The organism is Microlunatus speluncae (assembly GCF_009299835.1).
Classification (GTDB): domain Bacteria; phylum Actinomycetota; class Actinomycetes; order Propionibacteriales; family Propionibacteriaceae; genus Microlunatus; species Microlunatus speluncae.
The window spans coordinates 97,551-121,740 of record NZ_VKCZ01000012.1 but is presented as its reverse complement, the minus strand read 5'-3'; the positions used below and the strand labels follow the sequence as shown (position 1 = coordinate 121,740).

Sequence of the window (24,190 nt, the reverse complement as noted above, 5' to 3'; positions counted from 1 at the left end):
GGCCGCGATCGGCGCGCGAAAGTCGACCCCGGTGGAGAAACGCACGCCCAACCGGCCCGACCATGGCACGAAAGTCGACACAGGTAGAGAAACGCACCCCCACCGGCCCCGCCAGGCCGCGAAAGTCGACACAGGTAGAGAAACGCACCAGGGGAGGTTCCGGCCGAGGATGCCGCCGAACGTTCATAGCGTCGCTAAGCTGCGGCCGTGTCCGAGGAGATGGAGAAAGAGAGCGGGTCGGCCGCCGCGGAGCGGTTGACCTTCTTCAGCGATGCGGTGATGGCGATCGCGATGACGCTGCTCGCGCTGGAGCTGCCGATCCCCGAAGAGCTGACCGGCGACAAAGGTGAACAGGTCGGCGAGATGCTCACCTTCTTCTCCGAGCACAGCGACGAGTATCTGGCGTTCCTGATCAGCTTCGTGGTGATCGCGATCCACTGGTCCACCCACTTCCGGGTCTTCCGCTATCTGCGTTCGGTCTCCCGCCGACTGGTGCAGCTCAATCTGGTCTGGCTGCTGCTGATCGTGCTGACCCCGTTCACGACCAAGATCATCAGCCTGGGCGACGGCAACCTGCTGCGGTTCAGCATCTATGCCGGCACCCAGGGGCTGCAGTTCCTGGTCTTCGCGCTGATCGTCCGCTATCTGATCAAGGGTGACCTGATGCGCGTGGGCTTCGACCCGGCGCGGCTCTACGGGTCACTGCGCGGGGTGCTGCCGATGGCCGCAGCGTTCCTGATCTCCATCCCGGTCTATGCGGTGATCGGCTCGTTGGCGTTCTTCGTCTGGGCGCTGACGCCGATGATCGCCGGGCAGGTCTTCCGGATCCGCGACCAGCGGGCCGGCCGGACAAAGTCGCCGGAGGCCCGATGAGTTCGGCCGGGATCGGCAGTCTTTCCTGGTGCAACCGCCCTGACGAACGGAGATCATCATGAAGTTCCGCGCCGAGCTCGAGTCCTCCGGCAAGAACACCGCCGGCTTCGAGGTGCCCGACAGCATCGTCGAGGGTCTGGGCGGCGGCGGCCACCCGAAGGTCGTGGTCAAGATCAAGGGGTACGAATTCCGCACCTCGATCGCCAAGATGGGCGGCCGCTACATGCTCGGGGTCAGCGCCGACCGGCGCGGCGAGGCCGGGGTCGCGGCCGGTGACGTGCTTGACGTCGAGGTGGAGTTGGACACCGCCGAGCGGGTGATCGAGGTGCCCGACGATTTCGCCGAGGCGCTGGCCGCGGAGCCGGCGGCCAAGGAGTTCTTCGAGTCGCTGTCGTACAGCAAGCAGAGCTGGCACACCCTGCAGATCACCGGCGCCAAGAAGCCCGAGACCCGAGACAAGCGGGTCGCCAGTTCGGTCGCCATGCTCCGCGAGGGCCGCGCCCGCTGATCCGTCTGAGACAGACGCGGCAGTTCCACTCATCCGCGGCCGTTGCAACTGCCGCGGATCGCTCAAACTGCCGCGTTTGTTGTCGGATCGGGCGGGGTGGGTCGGGAGTCGGCAGTGAGGTCGCGGGCGAGGAGGGTGCCGGCGGCGGTGGCGATGGGGAAGACGATGATCGCCAGGACCGGGACGGCGAGCAGGAGGAAGGTGGGGATGCCGAGGCCGAGGACCTTGGCCCGCTGGGTCCGCAGCAGGGCTCGCCGCTCCCCCAGGGTGAAGATGCCGCGGCGTTCGCAGGCGGAGCCGATCAGTTCCAGGGCAAGGATCCAGCCGCCGAAGATCGCCGACAGGATGGCGCCGGCGACCTGACCGATCACCGGGATGGTGCCGACCGGGATCATCAGCAGCGCGAAGCCGAGGGACAGCAGGATCACGCCGATGGCCTGCCGGACGGCGCGGGCGACCTCGGACCCGAGGGTCTGCTCGGGCTGCGGCGGCGGTGCACCCTCGGCCTCGTCCACCGCCTCGGAGATCTTGTCGTAGAGCGGCGCCCCGATCGCCAGCGTCAGCACGCTGAAACTGATCACCATCAGCAGGATCGATCCGGCGACGATGGCGACACCGATCAGGATCCGGATCGTCGTCGCCCAACCGGCCGCCCAACCGTCGGCGAACGGCGTCAGCCAGCCGACGATCTCGTCGATCCGGACCAGCAGAGTGATCAACAACGCCAGGAACAGGATCGTGGTCAGCACCGCCGGTAGCGCGCCGAGCAGGAACAGCCGGGGCCGGCGCAGGATCACCCGGGCGCCGCGGCCGAGCAGCCCGACGCCGGCGAAGAACTCACTGATCATGGTCGCTGTCTACCTTCCGCCGCCGACGTCGAGCGTCGAACCGGTCACATAGGAGGCCTCGTCGCTGATCAGCCAGGCAATCGCGGCGGCGACCTCGTCCGCGGTGCCGGAGCGGCCCAGCGGGACCTCCGGCGCCACCCGTTCCAGCCGCCCGGGCGCGTGGATCTCGGTGTCGATCACACCGGGGCGTACGCCGACGACGCGCACACCCTGCTGGGCCAGCTCCAGGCCGAGCCCGACGGTGAGGGCGTCCAGCGCCGCCTTGCTGGCGGCGTAATCGACGTATTCGAAGGCACCGCCGCGGATCGCCGCCCGGGACGACACGTTGACGATCACTCCGCCGGACCCGCCATGATCAACAGCCAACCGGCGGGCCGCCTCGGTCGCCAGCGCGAACGCGGCGACGACGTTGATCTCCATCACCCGGCGGACCCGATCGCTGTCGTAGCTGGTCACCGGGCCCTGCGGCGACACCACGCCGGCATTGTTCACCAGGGCGTCGAGCCGGCCGATCTCCTCGTCGAAGCGGGTGAACAGCCCGTCCACGGCCCCCGGCTCGGACAGCTCCGCCTGATAGGCCCAGGCGTCCACACCGGCGGCCCGACAGTCGGCCACCACCTGCTCGGCGTCCTCGGCCCGGTGCGCGTACGTGATCACCACGTTGCGACCGTCCCGGGCCAACCGTCGGGCGGTGGCGGCGCCGATGCCGCGGCTGCCGCCGGTGATCAACACATGGCCGGTTCGGGCTTGCCCTTCGACAGGCTCAGGGGACCGGGCGCTGGTCACGAAGCGGCGCCCGGACGGGCGACGACGTCAGACCGGACCTTCTCCCCCTTGGCCTCGGCCGCGGCCCGGAGTTGATCTTGGAAGGTGATCATCTTCTCGGTCAGCGCCGGGTCGCCGGCGGCCAGGATCCGGATCGCCAGCAGGCCGGCGTTGCGGGCGTTGCCGATCGCCACCGTGGCGACCGGGACCCCGGCCGGCATCTGCACGATCGACAGCAGCGAATCCATCCCGTCCAGGTATTTCAGCGGCACCGGGACGCCGATCACCGGCAGCGGGGTCAGCGCTGCCAGCATGCCCGGCAGGTGGGCGGCGCCGCCGGCTCCGGAGATGATCACCTCGATGCCTCGGGTGTGCGCTGTCCGGCCGTAGTCCACCATCGCCTCGGCCATCCGGTGCGCCGACACGACGTCGGCCTCGTACGCCACGTCGAATTCGGCCACGGCCTCGGCGGCGGCCCGCATCACCGGCCAGTCCGAGTCCGAGCCCATCAGAATTCCTACCCGGGGCTGGTCAGGCATCCGGATCTCCCATCAGATAGCCGGCGGAGTGCCGGGCCCGGTGTCGGACGTCGGCAAGATCATCACCGTAGGCGGTCACGTGGCCGACCTTGCGCCCGGCCTTGACCTCCTTGCCGTACAGCTCGACCCGGATCCGCCGATCGCGGGCGAAGCAGTGCAGCAACGCGGAAGGAAGATCATCGACGGCGCCGCCGAGCACGTTGGTCATCACCGTCCAGGGCGCCCGGGTCGTGGGATCGCCGAGGGGCAGGTCGAGCACGGCGCGCAGGTGGTTCTCGAACTGCGAGGTGTGCGAGCCGTCGATCGTCCAGTGGCCGGTGTTGTGCGGCCTCATCGCCAGCTCGTTGACCACCACGGAGCCGTCGTCGCGCTGCATCAGCTCGACCGCGAGCAGGCCGACCACCTCGAGCTCGGCGGCGACGGTCAGCGCCAGCCGCTGGCACTCGACCGCCTGCTCCTCGGTCAGCCCGGGTGCCGGAGTGACGGTCTCGACGCAGATCCCGTCCCGCTGCACGGATTCCGAGATCGGGTACGCGACCGCCTGGCCGGACGGCGAGCGCACCACCAGGGCACTCAGCTCGCGGGAGAACGGTACGAACTCCTCGGCCAGGATCTGGATGCCGTCCGGCAGTCCGCTGAACGGGAGTTCGGCGGACTCGGCCGAATCGATCTTCCAGACGCCCTTGCCGTCGTAGCCGCCGGTCGCGGTCTTGGCGATCACCGGCCAGCCCTGCTCGTCGCCGAACGCGCGCAGCGCCTCCGCGTCGGCGACCACGCGGTTGGCCGGGCACGGGATCCCGGTCGCGGTCAGCCGTTCCCGCATGATCGCCTTGTCCTGCGCGTGGATCAGCGCGGCCGGTCCGGGGCGGACCTGGATCCCCGCGGACTCGAGATCGCGCAGCAGCCCGGTCGGCACGTGCTCATGATCGAAGGTGATCACGTCGCAGCCGGCGGCAAAGGTGCGTACGGTCTCGGGATCGGTGTAGTCACCCACAGTCACGTCACCCACCACCTGGGCCGCCGACACGTCCGGTCCCTCGGCCAGCAGCCGGACCTTGACGCCGAGGCCGATCGACGCCGCGTACATCATCCGGGCGAGTTGGCCGCCGCCGATGATCCCGACGACGAACGGGCGAGTGGTGGGAGCAGCATCCGGCACGGCGTCAGCCTACTGGGGACGCCGGCTTGTTCGTTCCCTGAGCCTGTCGAAGGGGCAGGCCAGGGTGCTGAATCAGGCAACGGAACCTCAGCGGAAGCGGAAGATCAGGAACCGCTGGACGATGAAGTTGACCGTGGTGGCGGCGCCCTGGCCGATCACGAACGCGATCACCTGGGCGCCGAGCTGGGGCAGGTTGGCCGGGCCGTGTTCCTGCAGCAGCCAGAAGACCAGCAGGGTCAGGCCGGTGTTGAGGAAGAAGGTGACCAGATAGAGCACGAAGACCGCGATGAAGCGACGGGCCGAGTGGGTGGCCTTGAAGGTCCAGCGGCGGTTGATCAGATAGGCCGTGGTGGTGCCCAGGACGAAGCCGATCGCCTTGGCGATCGAGGTGTTCAGGCCGAGCATCGTCAGCAGCGTCCAGGAGCCGAAGTCGACGATCGCCGACAGGCCCCCGGTGGCCACGAACCGGAACAGCTGCTGGCCCAGCGGCATCCGCTCGGGTTGCTCATCCACGGAAGCCTCGATCGTCTCGGTCATCTGCTCCACTCCGGTCGCCGCTTCTCCACGAAGGCGGCGATTCCTTCGCGCCGGTCGGGCGAAAACGCCGCCGCCCGCCACGCCTCGTCCTCGATCTCCAGCGCCTCGGCCAGCGGCCGGTCGGCGCCGTCGCGCAGGGCCCGCTTGGCCTGCCGGACCGCGGCCGGCGCATTGGCCCCGATGATCACCGCCAGGTCGATCGCCTGCTGCCGCGCGCTGCTGGCCGGGACGACGCGGTCGGCCAGGCCGATCCGGCCCGCCTCCTCGGCGTCGATCCGGCGGCCGGTGAAGATCAACTCCGCGGCACGGGCCCGACCGACCCGCCGCGGCAGGGCCTGGGTGCCACCGCCGCCGGGCACCAGGCCGACCGACGTCTCGGGCAGCCCGAAGGTCGCGTCCGCGCCGGCCACGATCAGGTCCGCGGCCAGGGCGAGCTCGCAGCCGCCGCCGAGTGCGTACCCTTCGACGGCGGCGATGGTCGGCATCGGCAACTCACGTACGGCGGCGAAGGCGGCGCGCATCACCGGCCGCTGCGCCTCGAGTTGATCATCGCTGAATCCGGCCCGTTCCTTCAGATCGGCGCCGACGCTGAACGCCTTGGCCGACCCGCTGGTGATCACCACGACGTCGACGGATCGGTCCTCGGCCAGGGTGGCACAGGCAGCGGTGATCGCCTCGGCGAACGCGGTCGAGATCGCGTTCAGCGCCTCCGGCCGGTTCAAGATCAATTCGGCGGTGTGCTCGCCGAGCCGCAGGGTTTCGACCGTCACGTGTCGGAGCTTCGGTCCGGCGGCTCGGTGTCGTGGCCGCCGGTGCCGAACAGCAGCTCGGTCATCACCACATGCACCCGCTCGACATCCGGCACATCGTCGAGCACGATCGGCCCGGCGTCCGCGGCGGTCTGGATGTTGAGGGTGCCGCAGCCGAGCATCCGGTCGAGCAGGCTGCGCTCGTACGACACATCGTTGATCCGGATCAGCGGCAGATCCTTGCCGACCTTGTTCAGGATCCCCCAGCGGGTGATCAGCCGCCGGTTGGTGATCGTGTAGGTCCGGGTCAGCCAGCGCAGGAACGGCGCGACCGACCACCAGATGATCAGGATCACGCCGAGCGCGACGATGAAGTACTGCCCCACCGGGCGCAGATCCATCGGGATCAGGGCAAGCCCGACCCCGATCAGTGCCCCGCAGAGGACAAGTGCGAGCGCCGGCAGAATCAGCGCCTTCCCATGGGTCCGCATGTGCAGCACGACGTGCTCGTCGGCGCCCAGCAGTTTGGCCGGTAATCCCATGCGGCCCATCGTGACACACCCACGCCAATCGGCGCGCCTGCCGAGAAGGGGTACGTCAGCGCAGGTGGACGATGTCGCCGGCGCCGAAGGTGACCCGCCCGGCGGGCGTCCCGACCACCAGCCGGCCGGCCGTGTCGATCGCCTCGGCGTCGCCGACCACGTCCGGCTTCCCCGCCAGCAGCACCCGGACCCGACGGCCGATGGTGCCGCAGCGGGCCAGATAGGCCGCGGCCAGGGCGGTGTCGTCGGTCGCCTCCGACCACTGCCGGTAGAGCAGCGCGAAGGCGTTGAGCACGGTGATGATCATCCGGTCCCGGCCGACCGGGGCGGCGTCGGGCTGCAGCCGGATCGAGGTCGCGGTCGGCACCGGCAGGTCCTCGGCCGACAGGCCGACGTTGATCCCGATCCCGATCACACAGCCCGCCCCGGAATCGGCGCCGGCCGGCTCGATCCGCTCGGCCAGAATGCCGCTGATCTTCCGGTCCCGGACCAGCACGTCGTTCGGCCATTTCAGTTCGGCGGGGAGCTTCGCCGCCCGTTGCAGCGATTCGCTGACCGCGATGCCGGCCACCAGCGGCAACCAGGTCCACCGCTCCGGTGGCACGGCCTCGGGCCGGACCAGCATCGACAGGCCGATCGACGTGCCCGCCGGCGCGCTCCAGGACCGGCCGAGACGGCCGCGCGCCGCCGTCTGGTGGTCGGCGATCAGCACCGTTCCGGACGGCTCGCCGGCCCGGGCGCGGGCGGCCAGATCGGCGTTGGTGGAGCCGGTCTCGGCCACCACGTCGACCCGGCGCCAGAGCGAGTCGGAGGTGATCACCTCGGCCCGGATGGCGTCGGGATCCAGCGGCTCGTCGTACGACACGATCGGTCAGCCTACGCCGACACTCGTCGCCTCAGCCGCGACCGCGAGTCCGGCCGGCAGCAACGGGGAAGATCCGCCCGCGACTACCCGGCGGAGAATTCCCCGATCCAGGGGCAGGATCCGGTCCACCACCGGCGGCAGGCAGCACCCTGGTCCGGGGCACCGCATTAGGGTGCCGCTATGGACCTGGATCAGCCGGTTGACCAGGGCGCCCCCGACCTGCGCACCACCCGGGGAAGGCTCGACGACCTGCTGCGCCGGATCGACGCGGCGATCCAGTCCGGGTCCGCGGCCGTCGCCGAGCTGCACGCGCGGGGACGGCTGACGGCGCGGGAACGGATCGACCTGCTGCTCGACCAAGGCAGCTTCATCGAGCTGGACGCGCTCGCCCGCCACCGCAGCGCTGGGTCCGGGTTGGAGGGACGGCGGCCGTACGGCGACGGGGTGGTGACCGGCTTCGGCACGATCGACGGCCGGTCGGTCTGCGTGTTCAGCCAGGACGTGACCGTCCTCGGCGGCAACCTGGGCGAGCTGCACGGCGACAAGATCGTCAAGATCATGGACCACTCTCTGCGCACCGGCTGTCCACTGATCGGGCTGATCGACAGCACCGGCTCCCGGGTGGAGGAAGGCGTGGTCTCGCTCGCCCGCTACGGCGAGATCTTCCGCCGCCACGCCCTGGCCTCCGGCGTGGTGCCGCAGGTTGCGGTGATCATGGGCGCGGCCGCCGGTGAGCAGGCGTTCGCGTCGGCCCTGGCCGACTTCGTGATCATGGTCGATCAGGCCGCAACGATGTTCGTCACCGGGCCGGAGGTGATCGAAGCCGTCACCGGCGACGACCTCACGGCGGCGGACCTCGGTGGGGCGCGGACGCACAGCACCCGCACCGGCAGCGCTCACTTCCTGGCCGACGACGAGGAGGATGCGCTCGGCCTCGTGCGCACCGTGCTGTCGTACCTGCCGCAGAACAACCTCGAGGATCCGCCCGTCTTCGACCCGGCCGCCAGCTTGGAGGTCACCCAGGCGGACCGCGAGCTCGATCGGCTGATCCCGGATGCGCCGAACCTGCCGTACGACCTGCGCGAGGTGATCGATCGCGTGCTGGACGACGGCGAGTTCCTCGATGTGCACAAGCTGTTCGCGCCCAACGTGGTGGTCGGCTTCGGCCGGATCGAGGGGCGCAGCGTCGGGGTGGTGGCCAACCAGCCGCTGCACCTCGACGGCTGCCTCGACCTCGACGCGTGCGAGAAGGCGGCGCGTCTCGTCCGCACCTGCGACGCGTTCAACCTCCCGGTGATCACCTTCGTCGACGTGCCCGGCTTCCTGCCCGAGACCGACCAGGAACGCAACGGGCTCAGCCGGCGCGGCGCGAAGTTGATCTACGCCTACGCCGAGGCGACCGTGCCGTTGATCACCGTGATCACCCGGAAGGCGTACGGCGGCGCCTATCTGGCGATGGGCTCCAAGCACCTCGGCGCCGACCTCAACCTGGCCTGGCCGACCGCGCGGATCGCCGTGACGGGGGCGCAGGCGGCGGTCAACCAGCTGTATCGCGAGGAACTTGACGCCGCCGACGATCCGGACGAGTTGCGGGCCGGGTTGGTGATCGACTATGACGAGGAGCTGGCCACTCCCTACCTCGCCGCCGAGCGCGGCTACGTCGATGCCGTGATCAGCCCGCACCGGACCCGGGCCGAGATCACCCGATCGCTGCGGCTGCTGCGGACCAAGCGGGAAGCCCTGCCGCCCAAGAAACATGGGAACATCCCCCTGTGACCGAGCCGATGGTGACCGAGCCGATGGTGACTGAGCCGATGGTGATCAGGGGCAACCCGACCGACGAGGAGCTCGCCGCCGTAGTCGCCGCCCTGGCCACCCTCACCCGCCCGACCCCTGCTCCCACCGAGCGCCGCCCCACCGGCTGGTCCGCCTACTGGCGCACCCTCCCCACCCAGCCCCGCCCTTCCGCCACCCCCTGGCGCACCTCCCTCCGCCCCACCTGACCGGCCGCACCTCACGAACGCGGCAGTTCGGCGCAAACGCGGCCGTTGCAACTGCCGCGAATGGCTGCAACTGCCGCGTCTGCGGGTGGCCTCGTCGGTTATCCACAGGTTTGGTGGGTTCGGGTGGCGGATGGCGCAGGTGGGTGCTGGGGTGGCGGGATGGGGGATGTGAAACTGACCCGGCAGTTGCTGCGGGAGGGGTACGAGAGCTCGGCGATCGCCGGACGGGTTCGCCGGGGCGAACTGTTCCGGTTGCGTCGAGGTGCCTATGCGACCGACGAGGTCGCGGGGAGGGAGTCGGATCTCCGGCTGATCGAGGCCACGATCAGTCAGGCGGACACCGATGTCGTGATCAGCCACCTGTCCGCTGCCGCGGTGCACGGCCTGCCGTACTACCGCGTACGGCCCCATCGGGTGCACCTGACCCGACCCGGCGGGACGTCCGGCGGCAACATCCGTGGTCCCGTGCATGTCCACGTTGCACCGCTCTCCGCAGCGGATCGCACCATGATCGATGGACTGCCGGTGACCTCCTTGGCCAGAACCACCGTCGATGTCGCCCGTACCCTCGGCTTCCGGCGCGGCGTCGCCGTGGCCGACGCGGCCCTCGCGGCCGGGATGAGTCCGGACCTACTGCTGCAAACGGTCGACACACTGGCGGGCTTCCGTGGCATCGCGATGGCACGACGGGTTGCCTGGTTCGCCGACGGGCGGAGTGAAAGCGCCGGCGAATCAGAGAGTCGAGCGGTCCTGGCCGATGCCGGGGTGCCGGAGCCCGACCTTCAGTACGAGGTGTTCGACGCAGGCGAGTTGGTGGCACGGTGCGACTACGTGTGGCGCGAACACCGCACCCTTGGCGAGTTCGACGGCCTGGTCAAGTACGGCCGGCTGCTCAAACCCGGCCAAACCGCCGCCGACGTGGTCGTCGCCGAGAAGCTCCGGGAAGACCGCCTCCGCGACCTCGGCTGGCAGGTAGTCCGCTGGATCTACGCCGACCTCGCCCAGCCCCAACCCCTGTCCACCCGCATCCGCCGCGCGTTCCGTCGCGCCTCCCTCAGCACAAACGCGGCAGTTTGAGCTATCCGCGGCAGTTGCAACTGCCGCGGATAGCTGCAACTGCCGCGCTTGTGCTCGAGAGGCCTGGATCGGGCGTCGGTAGGGTGGCGGGCGTGAGTAAGCCTTGGCGGGTGGTGTTGGCGTCGCAGTCGCCGGCGCGGTTGGCGACGTTGCGGAGCGCGGGGATCGATCCCGAGGTGATCGTTTCCGGGGTCGACGAGTCGGTGATCAGTGCCGAGCGGGTGCCGGAGTTGGTCGCGGAGTTGGCCCGGTTGAAGGCGTCCGCCGTGGTCGAGCGGATCTCCCCCGCGGCCGAGCCGACGATCGTCATCGGCGGCGATTCCCTGCTGGAGCTGGACGGGAAGCCGTACGGGAAGCCGGCCGATCACGCCGAGGCAGTAGCGCGGTGGCGGCGGATGCGGGGCCGGGACGGCGTGCTGCACACCGGACATCAGGTGATGATCATCGACGAGTCCGGGGTACGGGAGCGGAACCGCACCGCGAGCACCACGGTCCGGTTCGCCGACCTGTCCGACGCCGAGATCGAGGCGTACGTGGCCACCGGCGAGCCGCTGCAGGTGGCCGGGGCGTTCACCGTCGACGGGCTGGGCGGGCCGTTCGTGTCCGGGATCGACGGCGACTTCCACACGGTGGTCGGGATCAGCCTGCCGCTGCTGCGGGAGCTGTTGGGCGAACTCGGCGTTAGCTGGCCCGAGCTCTGGTGACCTGACGGGTGTTACCTGTCGGTCACGTCGTCTCAACGGATCCGAGACGGGCCGGCCGCAGCATGGTGCGATGGAGATCATCGGGCACGAGAGCGGTCCTGGTTCGCCCCGTCGGAGCATCGCGCTGGTGGCGCACGACAATAAGAAGGTGGACCTGCTGCAGTGGGCGACCTACAACCGGGAGACGCTGCGCGAGCATGATCTGTTCGCCACCGGCACGACCGGGACGTTGATCGAGTTCGAGGTCGGGCTGCCGGTGCGCCGGTTCCTCAGCGGGCCTGTGGGCGGTGATCAACAGATCGGCGCCAAGATCGCCGAAGGTGACCTCGACGTGTTGATCTTCTTCTGGGATCCGCTGGAGGCGCAGCCGCACGACACCGACGTCAAGGCGTTGCTGCGGATCGCGACGCTCTGGAACATCGTGATCGCCTGCAACGTCGCCAGCGCCGACCTGGTCATCTCCTCACCGCTGCTGCGTAACGGCTACCGAGCGGTGCGCCCGAACCATTCACTGGCGGGTTCCGGAGACCTCGCCCGGTCCCGCTGATGGTCGTACCGTGGTCAGGGAAGCCGCCAGGCCTCAGCCAACCGGCCCAGCGCCGATCGGTGGGCGTCCGGCCCGAACAGGTGATCTTCATCGGGATAGACGAAGAGCGTGCTGTCGGCGCCGGCTCGGCTCAGCGCGGCGTGCCAGGCGGCTGAATCCTCGCGCAGGTTGGAGCGTCCCGCGCTGATGATGGTGAGCGGGATCGTGACGGCTTCCGGTCGGCTCGCCGGTGAGGCTCCGTCCCACCGGTCGGGGCATTCTTCCGGGGTGCAACCGCGGAAGAAGATCTGGATCTCGTGGGTCTCCCCGGTGAACCGGCGGACATCGGCGGCGCCATCCCAGCAGGCGGCAGCGGCGAACGGGTGAGGACGGGTGATCATCCGGTTCACCAGATAGCCACCGGCGCTGAACCCGTAGACGTACAACCGGTCGGCATCGGCCAATCCCGTCCGAACGAGCTGCGCGACGCCCTCGAGGACGCCGTCGGCGTCAAGATCACGTTCGGGCATGCCCACCGAGCGCAGCGGTTCCCACATCAGCTCCTCGCCCAGGATGCCGCTGCCGGCATAGCCGGCCTGCAGGAACGCCGCGCCACGGGAGGTCCAGAACGCCGAGTCCCCCTGAGCACCCACCTCCAGACCGAACCACGGACTGCCATGAAGGTAGACGACCAACGGGAACGGGCCCGGACCGTCGGGGGTGGCGAGCAGACCCTCCAACCTGCCACCCGGCGTGTCCCAGGAGATCAGCGTGATCGGCGACGGACGGTCCGTTCCACCCGCGGACTCAGCCGGCGGATCCCAACGCAGGGTTGTTCCCGGCTCCCAGCCGGCCGTGGTCAGCGATCCGTCGAGACCGGTGCGGATCAGCCTCAGCTCGCCCGGCAGGTCACCATGATCGACTCGCCACGACGCCTCGTCGTCCGCGGGGGTGATCGGGAAGATGTCGCCGGCGTCGGTCACCGCGAGGACGCCGACGCGAAGGCCACGAAACACCACGACCAGGCAGCCCCACCCGGGCACGTCGAACACTTGCCGAACCCGATGGCCGCGCAACGGCTCAACCACCTCGCCGTTCCGGTCCGTCACCAACCACCACATCGGCGGAGTTCGTCGGTACGCATTCCGGCGCGACCACGGCGTGGCATCCACGTCGCGACGCTAACAGTCGGGTCCGGCGTTGGACCGACCTCTGGTCACATCCGTCATCGAGACGTCACTTGTGCACCGACACGCCGCAGAAACGCGTGCACAAGTGACGGGTCGGCCGGGGTTTAGGCGAGGAAGGTCAGGGTGTCGCGGAAGAAGGACGGGCTGGTGGTTAGGGCGTGGCCGGCTTTTGGGTAGCAGAGGGCGGTGGCGTTGGGCATTCGGGCGGCGGTCTCGGCGAACATCTCCTGGGTCCAGAAGTAGTCCTTGCCGCCGTAGACGACGAGCGTTTCGGTGGAGATCGCCGGCAGCTTCTCGTACACGTCGAAGGCGTCCTCGGCCCGCAGGGCGATCGCGAGATCGGAGCGGCTCTTGATCTTGATCAGCGGTGCGGCCAGGCCCATCGGGAGGTTCAGCAGGCGTTGCGCGGTGGGGTTCTGGACGAAGCCGGCGACCAGCAGGTCGGCCTGGAAGCGGCCGTGTTGTTCGACGTTGGCGAGCAGTTGCAGTTGGGCTTCCTTGGCGATCGGTCCGAGCCGGTACGCGGCGCTGGCGACCACCGCCTTCCGGGCCACGGCCGGATGATCGGCCAGCAACTGGAGCAGCTGGGAGCCACCGCTGGAGTGACCGATCAGGTCGACCGGCTCGCCGAAGCGCTCGGTCAGCGAGACGGCAAGATCGTCGGCCAGATCGGCCCAGCTGGTGCCGGGCTCCAGGTCCGGTGGCCGGTTGGTCAGGTAGACCCGGTAACCGGCTTGCGCGAACGGCCGGATCGTCGCCAGGGTGATCCGCCGCTCCAGGCCACCGGTGGGCAGCTCGTGGTTGGCGCTGAGTCCGACCAGGTAGACGAGCGGCCGGCCGCCGCCCACCGCCAGATAGGGCTGTCCACCGGCGAAAGCTCCCTGCTCGACCGCGTCCACCAGGAAAGTATGGCGGAGATCGAAGCCGGGGGCGACGGTCAGAGCAGCAGGGCGGAGGCGAAGTCCCAGCCCGACGTAGCCGCCCGCCCGGACGACCACAGCTCCGCGCCGGTGGCATGCGCGTAGACGGTCACGTCGCCGGACCCGGTGATCGTGACCAGACTCGGCCGATCGCTGCCGTCCACGGCGCCGACGGCCAGCTCGGCCACGTCGGCGAAGTTGCCGGTGATCTTGATCGGAGCCGGGGATCCCGACCCGGACGAGCCGGTCGGATAGACCCACAGGCTGCCGTCGTTCTCCAGGTCGACCAGATCGGCCCGGCCGTCGCCGTCGACGTCGGCCAGCCGGAGCTCGCGGGCGGTCCCCCAGCCGGAGCCGACCCAGCGACGCTGGACGGTCCAGGGATTCGCCGCGCCCGTGCCGCCGTTGTGCGGATAGACCCAGAGTTCGCCGCCGCGGTCCTTGATCAACAGGTCGGGCCGGCCGTCACCGGTGAGATCACCGAGGGCCATCCCGGTCGCCAGATTCCATCCTGTGCCGGCGAACGCTCGGATCGCCGTCCACGGGTCGGAGTCGGCCGAGCCGTCACCGGGATAGATCCAGAGGGTCCCGTTCACGGCCTTGGGATCGCGGGCGACCACGTCCACCCGACCGTCGCCGGTAACATCGGCGAGCAGCAGTTGATCTTCGAAGGTCCAGCGGTCGCCGGCCGAGAACCGGTCCGCCCATGGAGTCTCGCCGTCATTCGGATAGATCCAGAGATCGCCGTGGTGTACGCGAGCCAGCAGCTCGGGCCGACCGTCGCCGGTCAGGTCGCCGGCGATCACCGCGTTGGCGAAGTCCCAGCCGGTGCCGGCCGGGATCGGCGTCCCCGACCACACCTGGCCCGAGGTGGCGCCGCTGTGCGGGTGAATGATCATCGTGTCGCCACTCCGGGCGATCAGGTCGGGGCGGCTGTCGCCGGTGGCGTCGGCCAGCACCAGCGGCTGCCCGACGGTCCAGCCCGTGCCGGCCGGAGTCCTACTGGTGAAGGGATTCTGGCTGGTCGCACCGTTGTGCGGATAGATCCAGAGCGACCCGCCCCCGTCGCGGACCACGACGTCGGGGAAGCCGTCGCCGGTCGCGTCGCCGAGCAGCATCGCGTCGGCCAGATTCCAGCCGGTGCCGGCCCAATACGGCGTCGAGTCGTACGGATTCCCGGGGCCGCCGTCGTGCGGGATGATCCACAGTGTGCCCGAGGCGGCGCCGGGCTCACGGGCGATCAGATCCGGGCGACCGTCCCCGGTCAGGTCGCCGAGCAACAGGGTGTCGTATCGCCCCCAGCCGGTGCCGGCCGCGATCGCGTCCGGCCACGGGTTGTCCCCGGCGGCGACGGCGGTCCACGGGTGGATCGCCAGGGCGCCGGCGGCGTCCCGGGTGATCAGGTCGGGATGATCATCGCCGGTGACGTCGCCGATCAGCAGCGGGTCGGCGAAGTCCCAGTCGCCGCCGAGGGATTCCGACTCGGGCCAAGGATTGTCGGCGGTCGAGCCGTCGTGGGTGAACAGGCGCAAGGTCCCGCTGTCCGCGCCGGGGTCGCGGACGACCGCATCGGCCAGTCCGTCGCCGGTCACGTCACCCGGCTGAGCCGGCGCCGCCTTCGTCGTCTTCCGGTCGGCATTGGGGCTCAGCCGGCCGGCTTCTCGCCCCTCACCCGAACGGGCCATGATCAACTTGGCGGTGCGTGCCGTATCGGGCGGACCGTCAGCGACCGCCGTGCCGGCGGCGCCGATCCCGATCAGGCCTACGCCGAGCGCCACCGCCAGGATCGACCTGAGCAGCTTCGATCGATCATGGGGCTTGCCCCCTTCGACAGGCTCAGGACGGCGCTTCGACAGGCTCAGGGAACGATCACGAGGATTGCCCTTCGACAGGCTCAGGGAACGATCACGAGGATTGCCCCCTTCGACAGGCTCAGGACGGCGCTTCGACAGGTTCGGGGAGCGGTCGCGGGGTGTGGTGATCATGCCCGGCCTCACAGCTCGATCGGCTTGCGAGCACCGTACCGGCGGCCGTTCACGGTGACCGTGAGCAGGTCCGGGATCGGCGGCGGATGGAGCACGATCCGCTGCGGCTTACGCTTCCAATCGCTGCCGAACTTGACGTTCAGGGTGCGGTTGCCGTCGTCGCGGCTGAGCTCCAGGCTGACCGTGCCGTAGCGGGTCGGCGCCCGGAGCAGCTTGGTCGGCGACCCGTCCACCAGCCAGGCCAGCGGGCACAGCCGGAGCAGGTGCAGCTCGTCCGGATCCAGGCCGTCGTCGACCAGCGCGGTCCGCGCCGCCCAGGTGACCAGCGGCTGCACGAACAGGGTGCCGTACATGGCGTTGCGGTGTTCACCGGAGATGAACGTGTTGTCCGAGCAGGCGCCCATCATCAGCCCGTACAGGCCCTCCAGGAAGCGGGCCCGGTCGCCGAGTTGCCAGGTGTGGAAGAGATTCCAGCTGTAGCAGGGCTCACCGCTGCTCTGTTCGTGATCAAGGACGACCCGATCCAGCGCGGTGTGGTGCCAAGGATCGAAGAACTTCGTGTTCGGCCCGACCCGGTAGAACTCGACGTAGGAACGCATCAGTTCATCGGTTGCGGGCAGCAGCCCGGCCCAGACTGCGGTCAGCGCCCCGGTGTCGAACGCCTCGAGATACGGCCACGGACTGGTCGGCCCGTGGAACTTGCTGGGAATGATCGGATGGGTCTTGCCGTCCGGATCGGTCCACCGCGGAGCGTCGGCCGCGATGGCCCGGAGCGCGGTGACGAAGGCGGTCCGGAAGGCGTCGGCGACCTTGCCGAACTCCTCGGCCCGCGGATGCTTCTCCCGGCGCAACAGCTCGACCGAGCTGGCCAGCCCCTTGTAGTTCCAGACCTGGATCCAGATCGACTGCTGCTCCACCCCGGTGTCATTGGACGCCGCCGCCGGCATCAGGCCCTGGACGCCGTCGTGATCCTTGAACTCGACCGCGCTCTTGATGAACTCGCAGGCCTTGATGATCGCCGGCAGCCAGCGCTTGGTGTACGCGGCGTCCCAGCTGAGCAGGGCGTGCCGGGCGGCGACCTCGAGGATCGCACCATGATCACCGAGCCAGTCGAAGGACTGCAGGCTGAGCGGGGTGGCGAAGAAGCCGTCGCTCGGCAGCGTCTGGTAGGCCGCCCCCGGCGGTTTCCGCTTGCCCTGCACGTCGAGGTAGAGATCGATGTGTCGCGCCACCACCTCGTGCCGGCCGAGCAGGTCGAGGAACATGTGGCCGATCATCGACGTCGGCGTGCTCCACAGCAGGTCGTAGCCGAAGGAGCCGGTGAGGAAGCTGTATTTGCCGCTGTCCGGGCTCTTCTCCGCGATCACCTCGGCCAGCTGGACGCTGCGCCGGAAGTAGTCGTTGACGTGGGCTTCCGGAGTGATCAATTCGGTCGAGGTCTGCGGCTCGTCGGCCCAGAACGCGTCGGACTCGGCCAGCGCGGCCGCCCGGCCGATCCCCCACTCCCGCAGCGCCTCGTCCTTGGCCTGCGGGACGGCGGGCAGCAGGACGTCGATCGCGGTGCCCTTCTTGACCGGCAGCCCGAGCTTGAGGTCGTAGACGTGATCATGGCCCTCGGCCGGGACCAGGCTGATCGTCCCGCCGGCCGGAGTTCCGATGATCATCCGTACCTGATCTTCATGGTCGTAGATCGGCACGGTCAGCGGTTTGCCGTCCGGGTTCCAGATCCGGTCGATCTTCAACGGTCCGTCCAGCGGGGCGGCGTCCGGTGACACCTGGATCGTGAGAAAGGCCTCCTGCTGCTCCGGTGGACCGACGTAATGCTTGTAGAGCACCTTGCTCAACCGCAGCACGAACGTGAACTCGTCCGGGGCGTCGTGTTCATCCACATGATCGACAACGAACCGGGTCCAGGCATAGATCGGCTCGTCGGCCGTGTCGACCTCGCCACCGCCCTTGAGGTGGCCGAACGTCTCCTGGCGCAGCACCAGGCCGGCCTGGCGGCGATGCTCGGTCCACAACACCGGGGTCTCGGTGTCGGTCCGCCAGCCCTGCAGCCCGACCCCGTAGTCGCTCTTGTACAGGTAGTAGGGGGTCTGACTCAGAGCCGGAAACCCAGAGCCCTGCGGCATCACCGGCGTGACCTGGAAATCCTTGCCCACGTACGGCTTCAGGTAGGGCTTGAGCGTCGGCGCGCTGCTCGGCGGCAGCGCGACGGCCGGATGGCTGATGATCGCCCCGTTGTAGAAGGTGTCGAAGCGAAACAGGTGCCCCTTCCAGCCGACCGGCGTCCAGACCTGCCGCTGCGGCGGCCACCAGGTGCGCGCTGCTTCGGCGTCGGGTTCGATCATGGTGGAAACCTCCGGCCGGCCCGGCTCCGCGGCTGCCGGCGTCGTCGTGGTCGGACCGAAAACGGCGACGGCGCCGAGCGCGGCTCCGCCGCCGGCCGCCTGCAGAATGCCCCGTCGAGAGATCGAATGATCAGACATGGATTCCCGCCCCCATTGCGGATGTTTCGAAATATCAGAAATATTTCGCTAATATTGGGTAATTTAATCCGCGCCGATCACGCGCTGTCAAGGGTTGAAGATCAAAGTGGGCGCAGTACCAGAGCCGAGGAGGACCCGGATCCGGTGAAGCTGCCCGTCCAGCCGAAGCCGGTGAAGGTGAACGTCTCGCCGAGATCGGAGTCGATCTTGAACCCGGCCGGCGGCAGGGTCCGCCGCAGATAGTCGGCCAACTCCGCGGCGGCCGGCCGGCTGATCACCAGGGTGACCGCGCTCGGCTGGTCGGCCGAGGTGGTCAGGGACAGTCCGCGCGGCAACGACAGCCGGTCGACCGGCCCGTGCTCGAAGCCCAATGCCTTCAGGCTGACGCCGTCCAGCGGGATCGACGGGCTCGCCGTCGGGCTCGCGGGGCCGCCGGAGAGCGTCGGCGTGGTACGCGGCCCGTCCGGCACACTACCGCAGCCGCTGAGCATGATCACCAGGACGACGGCGACGGCAGCAGCGGTCGGACGGAGTTGCACGCGCCTACCGTAGCCGGGTGGCATCGGGTCGCGTTCCGGGAGATGGTGCCTGCCCTTCGACAGGCTCAGGGAACGATCCGGACTGGCTTGCCCTTCGACAGGCTCAGGGAACGATCGGGACTGGCTTGCCCCCTTCGACAGGCTCAGGACATGCTTCGACAGGCTCAGGGAACGGAGGACCTGCTCAGGGACGGGGTGACGGGTTTCCGCCAGCGGTCGGTGCGGGGATCGGGAGCTGTGGCAATCTCGGTCGGGTGAAGCTCCAATTGCTCCCCATCGATGTCGAGATCTCCCGCCGATCGGTGGTGCCCCGATGATCCTCGTCACCGGAGCGACCGGGAATGTCGGCGGTGCCCTGGTCCGCGAGCTCGCGGCCCGCGGCGTCGGAGTCCGGGCCCTCGTCCGCGATCCGGCCAGGCCGCTGCCCCAGGGCGTCTCCGCGGTGACTGGCGATCTCAACGACCCGACGAGCCTGGGAGATGCGCTGGCCGGGGCGGACGGACTGTTCCTGATGCCCGGCTACGACGACGGCATCGCGGCCGAGGCCGCGCGGGCCGGCGTCGGCCGGATCGTGCTGCTCTCCGGCGGCTCGGTGGCCGGCGGGGACACCTCCAACGCGGTCGCGGAATACATGATCAGATCCGAGGCCTCGGTCCGCGAATCCGGGCTGCCCTGGACCTTCCTGCGGCCGGTCAGCTTCATGACCAACACCTTCGAGTGGCTGCCGCAGTTGACCGACGGCGATGTCGTACGGGCACCGTTCGCCGAGGTGGCGATCGCGACGATCGACCCGGCCGACATCGCCGCCGTGGCGGCCGAGGCGCTGCTCAGCGACGGTCACGAGGGGCAGGCCTATCCGCTGACCGGGCCCGAGGCCCTGCTCCCGGCCGACCGACTGGCCGTGCTGGGCGAGGTCCTGGATCGGCGGCTGACCTTCCAGGCCGAGCCCGACGAGGAGGCCCGGGCGCGGATGCTGGCCGCGATGCCGGAGCGCTACGTCGACGCGTTCTTCTCCTTCTTCGTCGACGGCACCCTCGACGAGACCACCGTCCGGCCGACCGTGGCCGAGGTCACCGGCCGCCCGGCCCGTACGTTCCGGCACTGGGTCGAGGAGAACGCTGCGGCCTTCGCCCGCTGACCCGCTCGTTCGTTCCCTGAGCCTGTCGAAGGGTAGGCCGGGTCTGTTCTCACAGCGGGACTCGGAGGAGCACCTGGCTTGCCCTTCGACAGGCTCAGGGAACGAAGGGGTTTCAGCGGCGGTGCGGGGTAAGGGTCTTGGTGAAGAGGGCCTTGCCGTCGATGTCGCGCAGGGTCACGGTCAGTTCGCGGGTCCGGCCGTCGATGCCGACCTCGCCGAAGAACTGGGAGCCCTGGGCCGGGGAGGTGTTCGGGGCCGGCGGGGCGGCGATGAATTCGGCCTTGGGGCCGAAGGTCCCGTCCAGGGTGTTGGGGCCGAAGGCGCCGGCGTTGAGCGGGCCGGAGACGAACTCCCAGAACGGGTCGAAGTCCTGGAAGGCGGCCCGGTCGGGCGAGTAGTGATGGGCCGCCGTGTAGTGCACATCGGCGGTCAGCCAGACGTGGTTACGGATGCCCTCCCGCTTCAGCGCCGACAGCACCGGCGCCAGATCCAGCTCGCGGCCGCGCGGCGCGCCCGGATCACCCTGGCCGACGCCCTCCTGGTCGGTGCTGCCGTCGGGCACGATCAGGCCGACCGGCAGGTCGTTGGCGATGATCTTCCAGGTCGCCTTGGATCGCCTGAGCTCGCGGATCAGCCACTTGGTCTGGCGCTCGCCGAGCAGGCCGCCGTCCGGCACGGCCTCGGTCCCCGGCGTGTTCGGATCCTTGTGGGTCCGCATGTCCAGCACGAACACGTCGAGCAGCGGACCGTAGTTGATCACCCGATAGAGCCGGCCGTCCGGGTCGGGCGAGATCCGCGCCACCGGCACGTAGTCGTGGAAGGCCTGCCGCGCCCGGCGGGCCAGGGTGTCGACGTCGGTCACGGTGTAGCGGTCGTCGTCGAGGATCTCGCCTGGATACCAGTTGTTGGTCACCTCGTGGTCGTCCCACTGGGTCACCTGCGGCGTCTCGGCCAGGAACGCGCGCCAGTTGTCGGCCAGCAGGTTGTACTTGTACTGGCCGCGGTATTCGTCCAGGGTCTCGGCGACCTTGGTCTTCTCCTCGATCACCAGGTTCTTCCAGGTCGAGCCGTCCGGCAGCGCGACGGTCTCGGTGACCGGGCCGTCGGCGTACACGTTGTCGCCGCTGCAGAGGAAGAAGTCGGGCCGCCGGGCCCGCATCGCGTCGGCGATCCGGAAGCCGCCGAAGTCCGGATTGGCCCCCCAACCCTGGCCGGCGATGTCGCCGGACCAGAGGAAGCTGAGGTCCTCCGGCCGCGTCGAAGCGGTACGGAAGCGGCCGGTCAGCGGCTCGCTGCTGCGGCGCGGGTCGGCCAGATCGACCGCCCGGATCCGGAAGTGGTAGTCGGTGCCGGGGCGCAGCCCGGCCAGCGCGAGCTCCCCGGTCAGGTCAGTGCGCGGCGTGACCACCGGGCCGGGGATGGTCACCGACTTCCGGAAGTCGGGACTGCCGGACAGCTGCGCGACCAGCCGCGACGGCCGGTCGGCGCGGGACCAGAGCACCGCGTTGCGGGTACGGACATCGCCGGACTGCACCCCGTGGGTGAGCACCGGCCGACCCCGCCGCACCTGGGCCGGCGCCGCGATCGGGCCCGATCGGCTGGGCGTGGCCGCCGCCGGCTGGGTCGCCAGCCCCAGCGCTGCGGCTGTACCTCCGCCGAGCAGCAGTCGGCGGGACAGAATTCCGGTACTACCAAGGGGGACAACCCCCTTCGGATCCCCCGCACGCTCCGCGTTCGGACCTGACTGACTTTGCTCCCGAGCGTTCATGGGGTCAGCGTCGCGCCGGTTCATGAACGCCAAGTGTCGCCAATCTGACAACCGTTCCGCGTTTCGCCCCGGAACAAGCGGTTTCCGTGCAACGAGCGTCAGATCGGCGACACCGAATCGCCCCAGCAGGCCCGGACGGATACTCTCGGCAGCGATGTCCGAGCAACCAGAAATCGCCGATCGTTCGGCCGTCGCGCTCCGTCGACCGCGACTGCCCGCGCCGATCCGCGCCATGCGGCCCCGGCAATGGATCAAGAACGTGCTGGTCCTGTCCGCGCCGTTGGCCGCGGGCCGGCTGTTCGAAACCGGCGTGATCATCAACGCGGCGTTGGCATTCGTCGCGTTCTGCCTGGTCAGTGCGGCGATCTATCTGATCAACGATGTGCGCGACATCGAGGAGGACCGACTCCACCCGAAGAAGCGCTTCCGGCCGATCGCCGCCGGCGAGCTGAGCACCCGCTCGGCGCTGATCCTGGCCGTGGTCTGCGCGGTGCTCGGCCTGGGCATCGGCTTCCTCACCGCGATCGCGCTCGGAGTCACCCTGGCCGCGTACGCGATCATCCAGATCGTCTACTCGACGCTGCTCAAGCACTATCCCGTGATCGATCTCGCCGTGGTGTCCAGCGGCTTCCTGCTCCGCGCGGTCGCCGGCGGTGTCGCGACCGCGATCCCGCTGAGCCAGTGGTTCCTGCTGGTGGCCTCGTTCGGCTCGCTGTTCATGGTCGCCGGCAAGCGCTACTCCGAGCTCAAGTCGCTCGGCGTCGAGGCCGGCACCCGGAAGTCGCTCGAGCGCTACTCACAGTCCTATCTACGGTTCGTCTGGATGCTGGCCGCGGGCACGGTGCTGGTCTCGTACAGCCTGTGGGCGTTCGAGAATCGTGGCGATGCCTGGCTCGGCGTACCCTGGACGGCACTGTCCATCGCCCCGTTCACCCTGGCCCTGCTGCAGTACGCGCTGGAGATCGATGCCGGCACGGCCGGCGAGCCCGAGGACATCGTGCTGGGTGATCGAATCCTGCAAGCCTTGGGAGTGTTGTGGTTGATCTTGATCGCGATCGCCGTGTTCGGCTCGAAGATTCCGGGGCTGGCATGACCGAGCACTCCGAACTGCACGGCTGGGGTCGCGCCGGATCGTCGGCCGCGCGGCTGCACCGGCCGGAGTCGAGCGCCGACATCGCCGCCTGGATAGGAAAAGCCGGCGACCGCGGCGTCATCGCGCGCGGCCTCGGCCGCTCCTACGGCGACGCGGCGCAGAACGCCGGCGGCACCGCCCTGGACCTGACCGGGCTGAACCGGATCCTCATGATCGACGCCGAAGGCGAGCCACCGACCGTGATCGTCCAGGCCGGGGTCAGCCTGGACTCCCTGATGCGGGCCCTGCTCCCCTGCGGGCTGTGGGTGCCGGTGTTGCCGGGCACCCGGCAGGTCACCATCGGCGGGGCGATCGCCGCCGACGTGCACGGCAAGAACCACCACAGCCAGGGCAGCTTCGGTGATCATCTGGAGTGGCTGGAGTTGATCACCGCCGACGGCACCGAACACCGGCTGACCGCCGACGGCCCGGATCCCGACCTGTTCTGGGCGACGATCGGCGGGATGGGCCTGACCGGCGTGATCACCGGGGCCAAGCTCCGGCTGCAGCGGGTCGAGTCGGCCTACTTCACCGTCGACACCGACCGCACCCGCGACCTGGACGACCTGATGGTCCGGATGAGTTCCGGCGACGACGACTACACCTATTCGGTGGCCTGGTTCGACTCCGTCACTCGCGGCCCGGGCCTGGGCCGGGCGGTGCTGACCCGGGGCGAGAAGGCCAAGCTGAGCGAGCTGCCGGCCAAGCTGCGCCGGGATCCGATGAAGTTCGCCGCGCCGAGCTTCGGCACCTTCCCCGACGTCTTCCCCGGCGGCCTGGTCAATCGCGCCACCGGCAAGGCGTTCAGCCTGGCCTGGTATTTCAAGGCACCGCGGCACAAGGTCAGCCAGATCCAGGACATCACCACCTTCTTCCACCCCCTCGACATGTTCGGTGAGTGGAACCGGGTCTACGGCCCGGCCGGCTTCCTGCAGTACCAGTTCGCGGTGCCGTTCTCGGCCGGTGAGACCTTCGCCGAGTGCGTCCGCGAGATCGCCAACTCCGGACAGATCTCCTGCATCAACGTGCTGAAGCGCTTCGGTGAGGGCAACCGGGCGCCGCTGTCGTTCCCGACCCCGGGCTGGACCCTGGCCGTGGACTTCCCGATCACCGACGGTTTGGACCGGCTCTGCCGCCGGCTGGACGAGCTGGTGCTGGGCGTCGGCGGCCGGGTCTATCTGGCCAAGGACTCCCGGATCGACGCCGCCTCGCTGCGGATGATGTATCCGCGGCTGGACGACTTCCTGGCCGTCCGCCGCCGGGTCGACCCGGACGGCGTCTTCGTCTCCGATCTGGCCCGCCGCCTCGAACTTGTCTGAATCCCTGCCACGGAA

General features: G+C 69.4%; 24 protein-coding genes. 10 read left to right on the top strand and 14 right to left on the bottom strand.

Going from position 1 to position 24,190, the window contains the following annotated elements; translation table 11 throughout:
* Positions 1 to 207: 207 nt before the first annotated feature.
* Together FNH24_RS15885 and FNH24_RS15880 are read left to right on the top strand one after the other, a co-directional pair.
* The gene (locus FNH24_RS15885; RefSeq protein ID WP_152363184.1) at positions 208 to 873 is read left to right on the top strand and encodes a TMEM175 family protein; all 666 of its coding nucleotides are present in this window, start codon (positions 208 to 210) and stop codon (positions 871 to 873) included.
* 58 nt (positions 874 to 931) lie between these two features.
* Positions 932 to 1,381 (top strand): YdeI/OmpD-associated family protein, encoded by a 450-nt coding sequence (locus FNH24_RS15880; RefSeq protein ID WP_152363183.1) that lies wholly within the window; start codon positions 932 to 934, stop codon positions 1,379 to 1,381.
* A gap of 62 nt (positions 1,382 to 1,443) precedes the next feature.
* Here the strand turns inward: FNH24_RS15880 and FNH24_RS15875 are convergent, their stop codons facing one another.
* The 8 genes from FNH24_RS15875 to FNH24_RS15840 all read right to left on the bottom strand — a co-directional run bounded on the left by FNH24_RS15875 (position 1,444) and on the right by FNH24_RS15840 (position 7,385).
* Positions 1,444 to 2,229, bottom strand: a complete 786-nt coding sequence (locus FNH24_RS15875; RefSeq protein ID WP_152363182.1) for an EI24 domain-containing protein — start codon at positions 2,227 to 2,229, stop codon at positions 1,444 to 1,446.
* 9 nt (positions 2,230 to 2,238) lie between these two features.
* Complete coding sequence (locus FNH24_RS15870; protein WP_246186920.1) at positions 2,239 to 3,015, bottom strand: SDR family oxidoreductase; 777 nt, start codon at positions 3,013 to 3,015, stop codon at positions 2,239 to 2,241.
* Complete coding sequence (purE, locus tag FNH24_RS15865) at positions 3,012 to 3,533, bottom strand: 5-(carboxyamino)imidazole ribonucleotide mutase (RefSeq protein WP_152363181.1); 522 nt, start codon at positions 3,531 to 3,533, stop codon at positions 3,012 to 3,014. Before purE ends, FNH24_RS15870 begins: the two co-directional genes overlap by 4 nt.
* On the bottom strand, positions 3,526 to 4,692 hold the full coding sequence (locus FNH24_RS15860) for a 5-(carboxyamino)imidazole ribonucleotide synthase (protein ID WP_281351036.1): 1,167 nt from the start codon (positions 4,690 to 4,692) through the stop codon (positions 3,526 to 3,528). Before FNH24_RS15860 ends, purE begins: the two co-directional genes overlap by 8 nt.
* An 87-nt stretch (positions 4,693 to 4,779) precedes the next feature.
* Positions 4,780 to 5,229: a GtrA family protein gene (locus tag FNH24_RS15855; RefSeq protein ID WP_152363180.1), complete on the bottom strand. Its 450-nt coding sequence runs from the start codon at positions 5,227 to 5,229 to the stop codon at positions 4,780 to 4,782.
* On the bottom strand, positions 5,226 to 5,999 hold the full coding sequence (locus FNH24_RS15850) for an enoyl-CoA hydratase/isomerase family protein (RefSeq protein WP_152363179.1): 774 nt from the start codon (positions 5,997 to 5,999) through the stop codon (positions 5,226 to 5,228). Before FNH24_RS15850 ends, FNH24_RS15855 begins: the two co-directional genes overlap by 4 nt.
* Entirely contained in the window at positions 5,996 to 6,520 is a 525-nt protein-coding gene (locus FNH24_RS15845; RefSeq protein ID WP_152363178.1) for a PH domain-containing protein, read from the bottom strand. Before FNH24_RS15845 ends, FNH24_RS15850 begins: the two co-directional genes overlap by 4 nt.
* Before the next feature lie 55 nt (positions 6,521 to 6,575).
* Positions 6,576 to 7,385: a biotin--[acetyl-CoA-carboxylase] ligase gene (locus tag FNH24_RS15840; RefSeq protein WP_217428254.1), complete on the bottom strand. Its 810-nt coding sequence runs from the start codon at positions 7,383 to 7,385 to the stop codon at positions 6,576 to 6,578.
* Positions 7,386 to 7,565: 180 nt separating this feature from the next.
* Here FNH24_RS15840 and FNH24_RS15835 point away from each other — a divergent pair, with 180 nt between their 5' ends.
* From FNH24_RS15835 to FNH24_RS15815, 5 genes are all read left to right on the top strand, one after another.
* A complete protein-coding gene (locus tag FNH24_RS15835) occupies positions 7,566 to 9,161 on the top strand; it encodes an acyl-CoA carboxylase subunit beta (RefSeq protein ID WP_152363176.1) in 1,596 nt (531 codons plus the stop codon).
* Entirely contained in the window at positions 9,158 to 9,388 is a 231-nt protein-coding gene (locus FNH24_RS15830) for an acyl-CoA carboxylase epsilon subunit (RefSeq protein ID WP_425486895.1), read from the top strand. Before FNH24_RS15835 ends, FNH24_RS15830 begins: the two co-directional genes overlap by 4 nt.
* A 60-nt stretch (positions 9,389 to 9,448) precedes the next feature.
* On the top strand, positions 9,449 to 10,465 hold the full coding sequence (locus FNH24_RS15825; RefSeq protein WP_152363175.1) for a type IV toxin-antitoxin system AbiEi family antitoxin domain-containing protein: 1,017 nt from the start codon (positions 9,449 to 9,451) through the stop codon (positions 10,463 to 10,465).
* Between the two features lie 92 nt (positions 10,466 to 10,557).
* Positions 10,558 to 11,169, top strand: coding sequence for a Maf family protein (locus tag FNH24_RS15820; protein ID WP_217428253.1), 612 nt, complete (start codon positions 10,558 to 10,560; stop codon positions 11,167 to 11,169).
* A 70-nt stretch (positions 11,170 to 11,239) separates the two neighbouring features.
* Positions 11,240 to 11,716 (top strand): methylglyoxal synthase, encoded by a 477-nt coding sequence (locus FNH24_RS15815; protein WP_152363173.1) that lies wholly within the window; start codon positions 11,240 to 11,242, stop codon positions 11,714 to 11,716.
* A gap of 14 nt (positions 11,717 to 11,730) precedes the next feature.
* On the opposite strand, the gene FNH24_RS15810 is transcribed toward FNH24_RS15815, so the two are convergent.
* The 5 genes from FNH24_RS15810 to FNH24_RS15790 form a co-directional block, all read right to left on the bottom strand.
* Positions 11,731 to 12,867, bottom strand: a complete 1,137-nt coding sequence (locus FNH24_RS15810) for an alpha/beta hydrolase family protein (RefSeq protein ID WP_152363172.1) — start codon at positions 12,865 to 12,867, stop codon at positions 11,731 to 11,733.
* 122 nt (positions 12,868 to 12,989) lie between these two features.
* Positions 12,990 to 13,784: an alpha/beta fold hydrolase gene (locus tag FNH24_RS31475; protein WP_161606151.1), complete on the bottom strand. Its 795-nt coding sequence runs from the start codon at positions 13,782 to 13,784 to the stop codon at positions 12,990 to 12,992.
* 38 nt (positions 13,785 to 13,822) lie between these two features.
* A complete protein-coding gene (locus FNH24_RS15800; protein ID WP_152363170.1) occupies positions 13,823 to 15,790 on the bottom strand; it encodes an FG-GAP-like repeat-containing protein in 1,968 nt (655 codons plus the stop codon).
* A gap of 8 nt (positions 15,791 to 15,798) precedes the next feature.
* Entirely contained in the window at positions 15,799 to 18,279 is a 2,481-nt protein-coding gene (locus FNH24_RS15795; RefSeq protein ID WP_152363169.1) for a hypothetical protein, read from the bottom strand.
* Positions 18,280 to 18,380: 101 nt separating this feature from the next.
* Entirely contained in the window at positions 18,381 to 18,818 is a 438-nt protein-coding gene (locus FNH24_RS15790; RefSeq protein WP_152363168.1) for a hypothetical protein, read from the bottom strand.
* Between the two features lie 313 nt (positions 18,819 to 19,131).
* On the opposite strand from FNH24_RS15790, the gene FNH24_RS15785 reads away from it, so the two are divergent.
* Positions 19,132 to 19,956, top strand: a complete 825-nt coding sequence (locus tag FNH24_RS15785) for an NAD(P)H-binding protein (RefSeq protein WP_152363167.1) — start codon at positions 19,132 to 19,134, stop codon at positions 19,954 to 19,956.
* A gap of 112 nt (positions 19,957 to 20,068) precedes the next feature.
* On the opposite strand, the gene FNH24_RS15780 is transcribed toward FNH24_RS15785, so the two are convergent.
* Positions 20,069 to 21,505, bottom strand: a complete 1,437-nt coding sequence (locus FNH24_RS15780; RefSeq protein ID WP_246186919.1) for an alkaline phosphatase D family protein — start codon at positions 21,503 to 21,505, stop codon at positions 20,069 to 20,071.
* A 373-nt stretch (positions 21,506 to 21,878) separates the two neighbouring features.
* Here FNH24_RS15780 and FNH24_RS15775 point away from each other — a divergent pair, with 373 nt between their 5' ends.
* Entirely contained in the window at positions 21,879 to 22,817 is a 939-nt protein-coding gene (locus tag FNH24_RS15775) for a decaprenyl-phosphate phosphoribosyltransferase (protein WP_152363165.1), read from the top strand.
* On the top strand, positions 22,814 to 24,175 hold the full coding sequence (gene dprE1, locus FNH24_RS15770; RefSeq protein ID WP_152363164.1) for a decaprenylphosphoryl-beta-D-ribose oxidase: 1,362 nt from the start codon (positions 22,814 to 22,816) through the stop codon (positions 24,173 to 24,175). The genes FNH24_RS15775 and dprE1 overlap by 4 nt, the downstream gene beginning before the upstream one ends.
* The last annotated feature ends 15 nt before the right edge of the window (positions 24,176 to 24,190 follow it).

Excerpts from the sequence above, each read along its gene's own strand:
- FNH24_RS15880 (WP_152363183.1), top strand. The coding sequence starts at position 932 with ATGAAGTTCCGCGCCGAGCTCGAGTCCTCCGGCAAGAACACCGCCGGC.
- FNH24_RS15875 (WP_152363182.1), bottom strand. The coding sequence starts at position 2,229 with ATGATCAGTGAGTTCTTCGCCGGCGTCGGGCTGCTCGGCCGCGGCGCC.
- purE (WP_152363181.1), bottom strand. The coding sequence starts at position 3,533 with ATGCCTGACCAGCCCCGGGTAGGAATTCTGATGGGCTCGGACTCGGAC.
- FNH24_RS15855 (WP_152363180.1), bottom strand. The coding sequence starts at position 5,229 with ATGACCGAGACGATCGAGGCTTCCGTGGATGAGCAACCCGAGCGGATG.
- FNH24_RS15845 (WP_152363178.1), bottom strand. The coding sequence starts at position 6,520 with ATGGGATTACCGGCCAAACTGCTGGGCGCCGACGAGCACGTCGTGCTG.
- FNH24_RS15835 (WP_152363176.1), top strand. The coding sequence starts at position 7,566 with ATGGACCTGGATCAGCCGGTTGACCAGGGCGCCCCCGACCTGCGCACC.
- FNH24_RS15825 (WP_152363175.1), top strand. The coding sequence starts at position 9,449 with ATGGCTGCAACTGCCGCGTCTGCGGGTGGCCTCGTCGGTTATCCACAG.
- FNH24_RS15815 (WP_152363173.1), top strand. The coding sequence starts at position 11,240 with ATGGAGATCATCGGGCACGAGAGCGGTCCTGGTTCGCCCCGTCGGAGC.
- FNH24_RS15800 (WP_152363170.1), bottom strand. The coding sequence starts at position 15,790 with ATGATCACCACACCCCGCGACCGCTCCCCGAACCTGTCGAAGCGCCGT.
- FNH24_RS15795 (WP_152363169.1), bottom strand. The coding sequence starts at position 18,279 with ATGTCTGATCATTCGATCTCTCGACGGGGCATTCTGCAGGCGGCCGGC.
- FNH24_RS15785 (WP_152363167.1), top strand. The coding sequence starts at position 19,132 with ATGATCCTCGTCACCGGAGCGACCGGGAATGTCGGCGGTGCCCTGGTC.
- FNH24_RS15775 (WP_152363165.1), top strand. The coding sequence starts at position 21,879 with ATGTCCGAGCAACCAGAAATCGCCGATCGTTCGGCCGTCGCGCTCCGT.
- dprE1 (WP_152363164.1), top strand. The coding sequence starts at position 22,814 with ATGACCGAGCACTCCGAACTGCACGGCTGGGGTCGCGCCGGATCGTCG.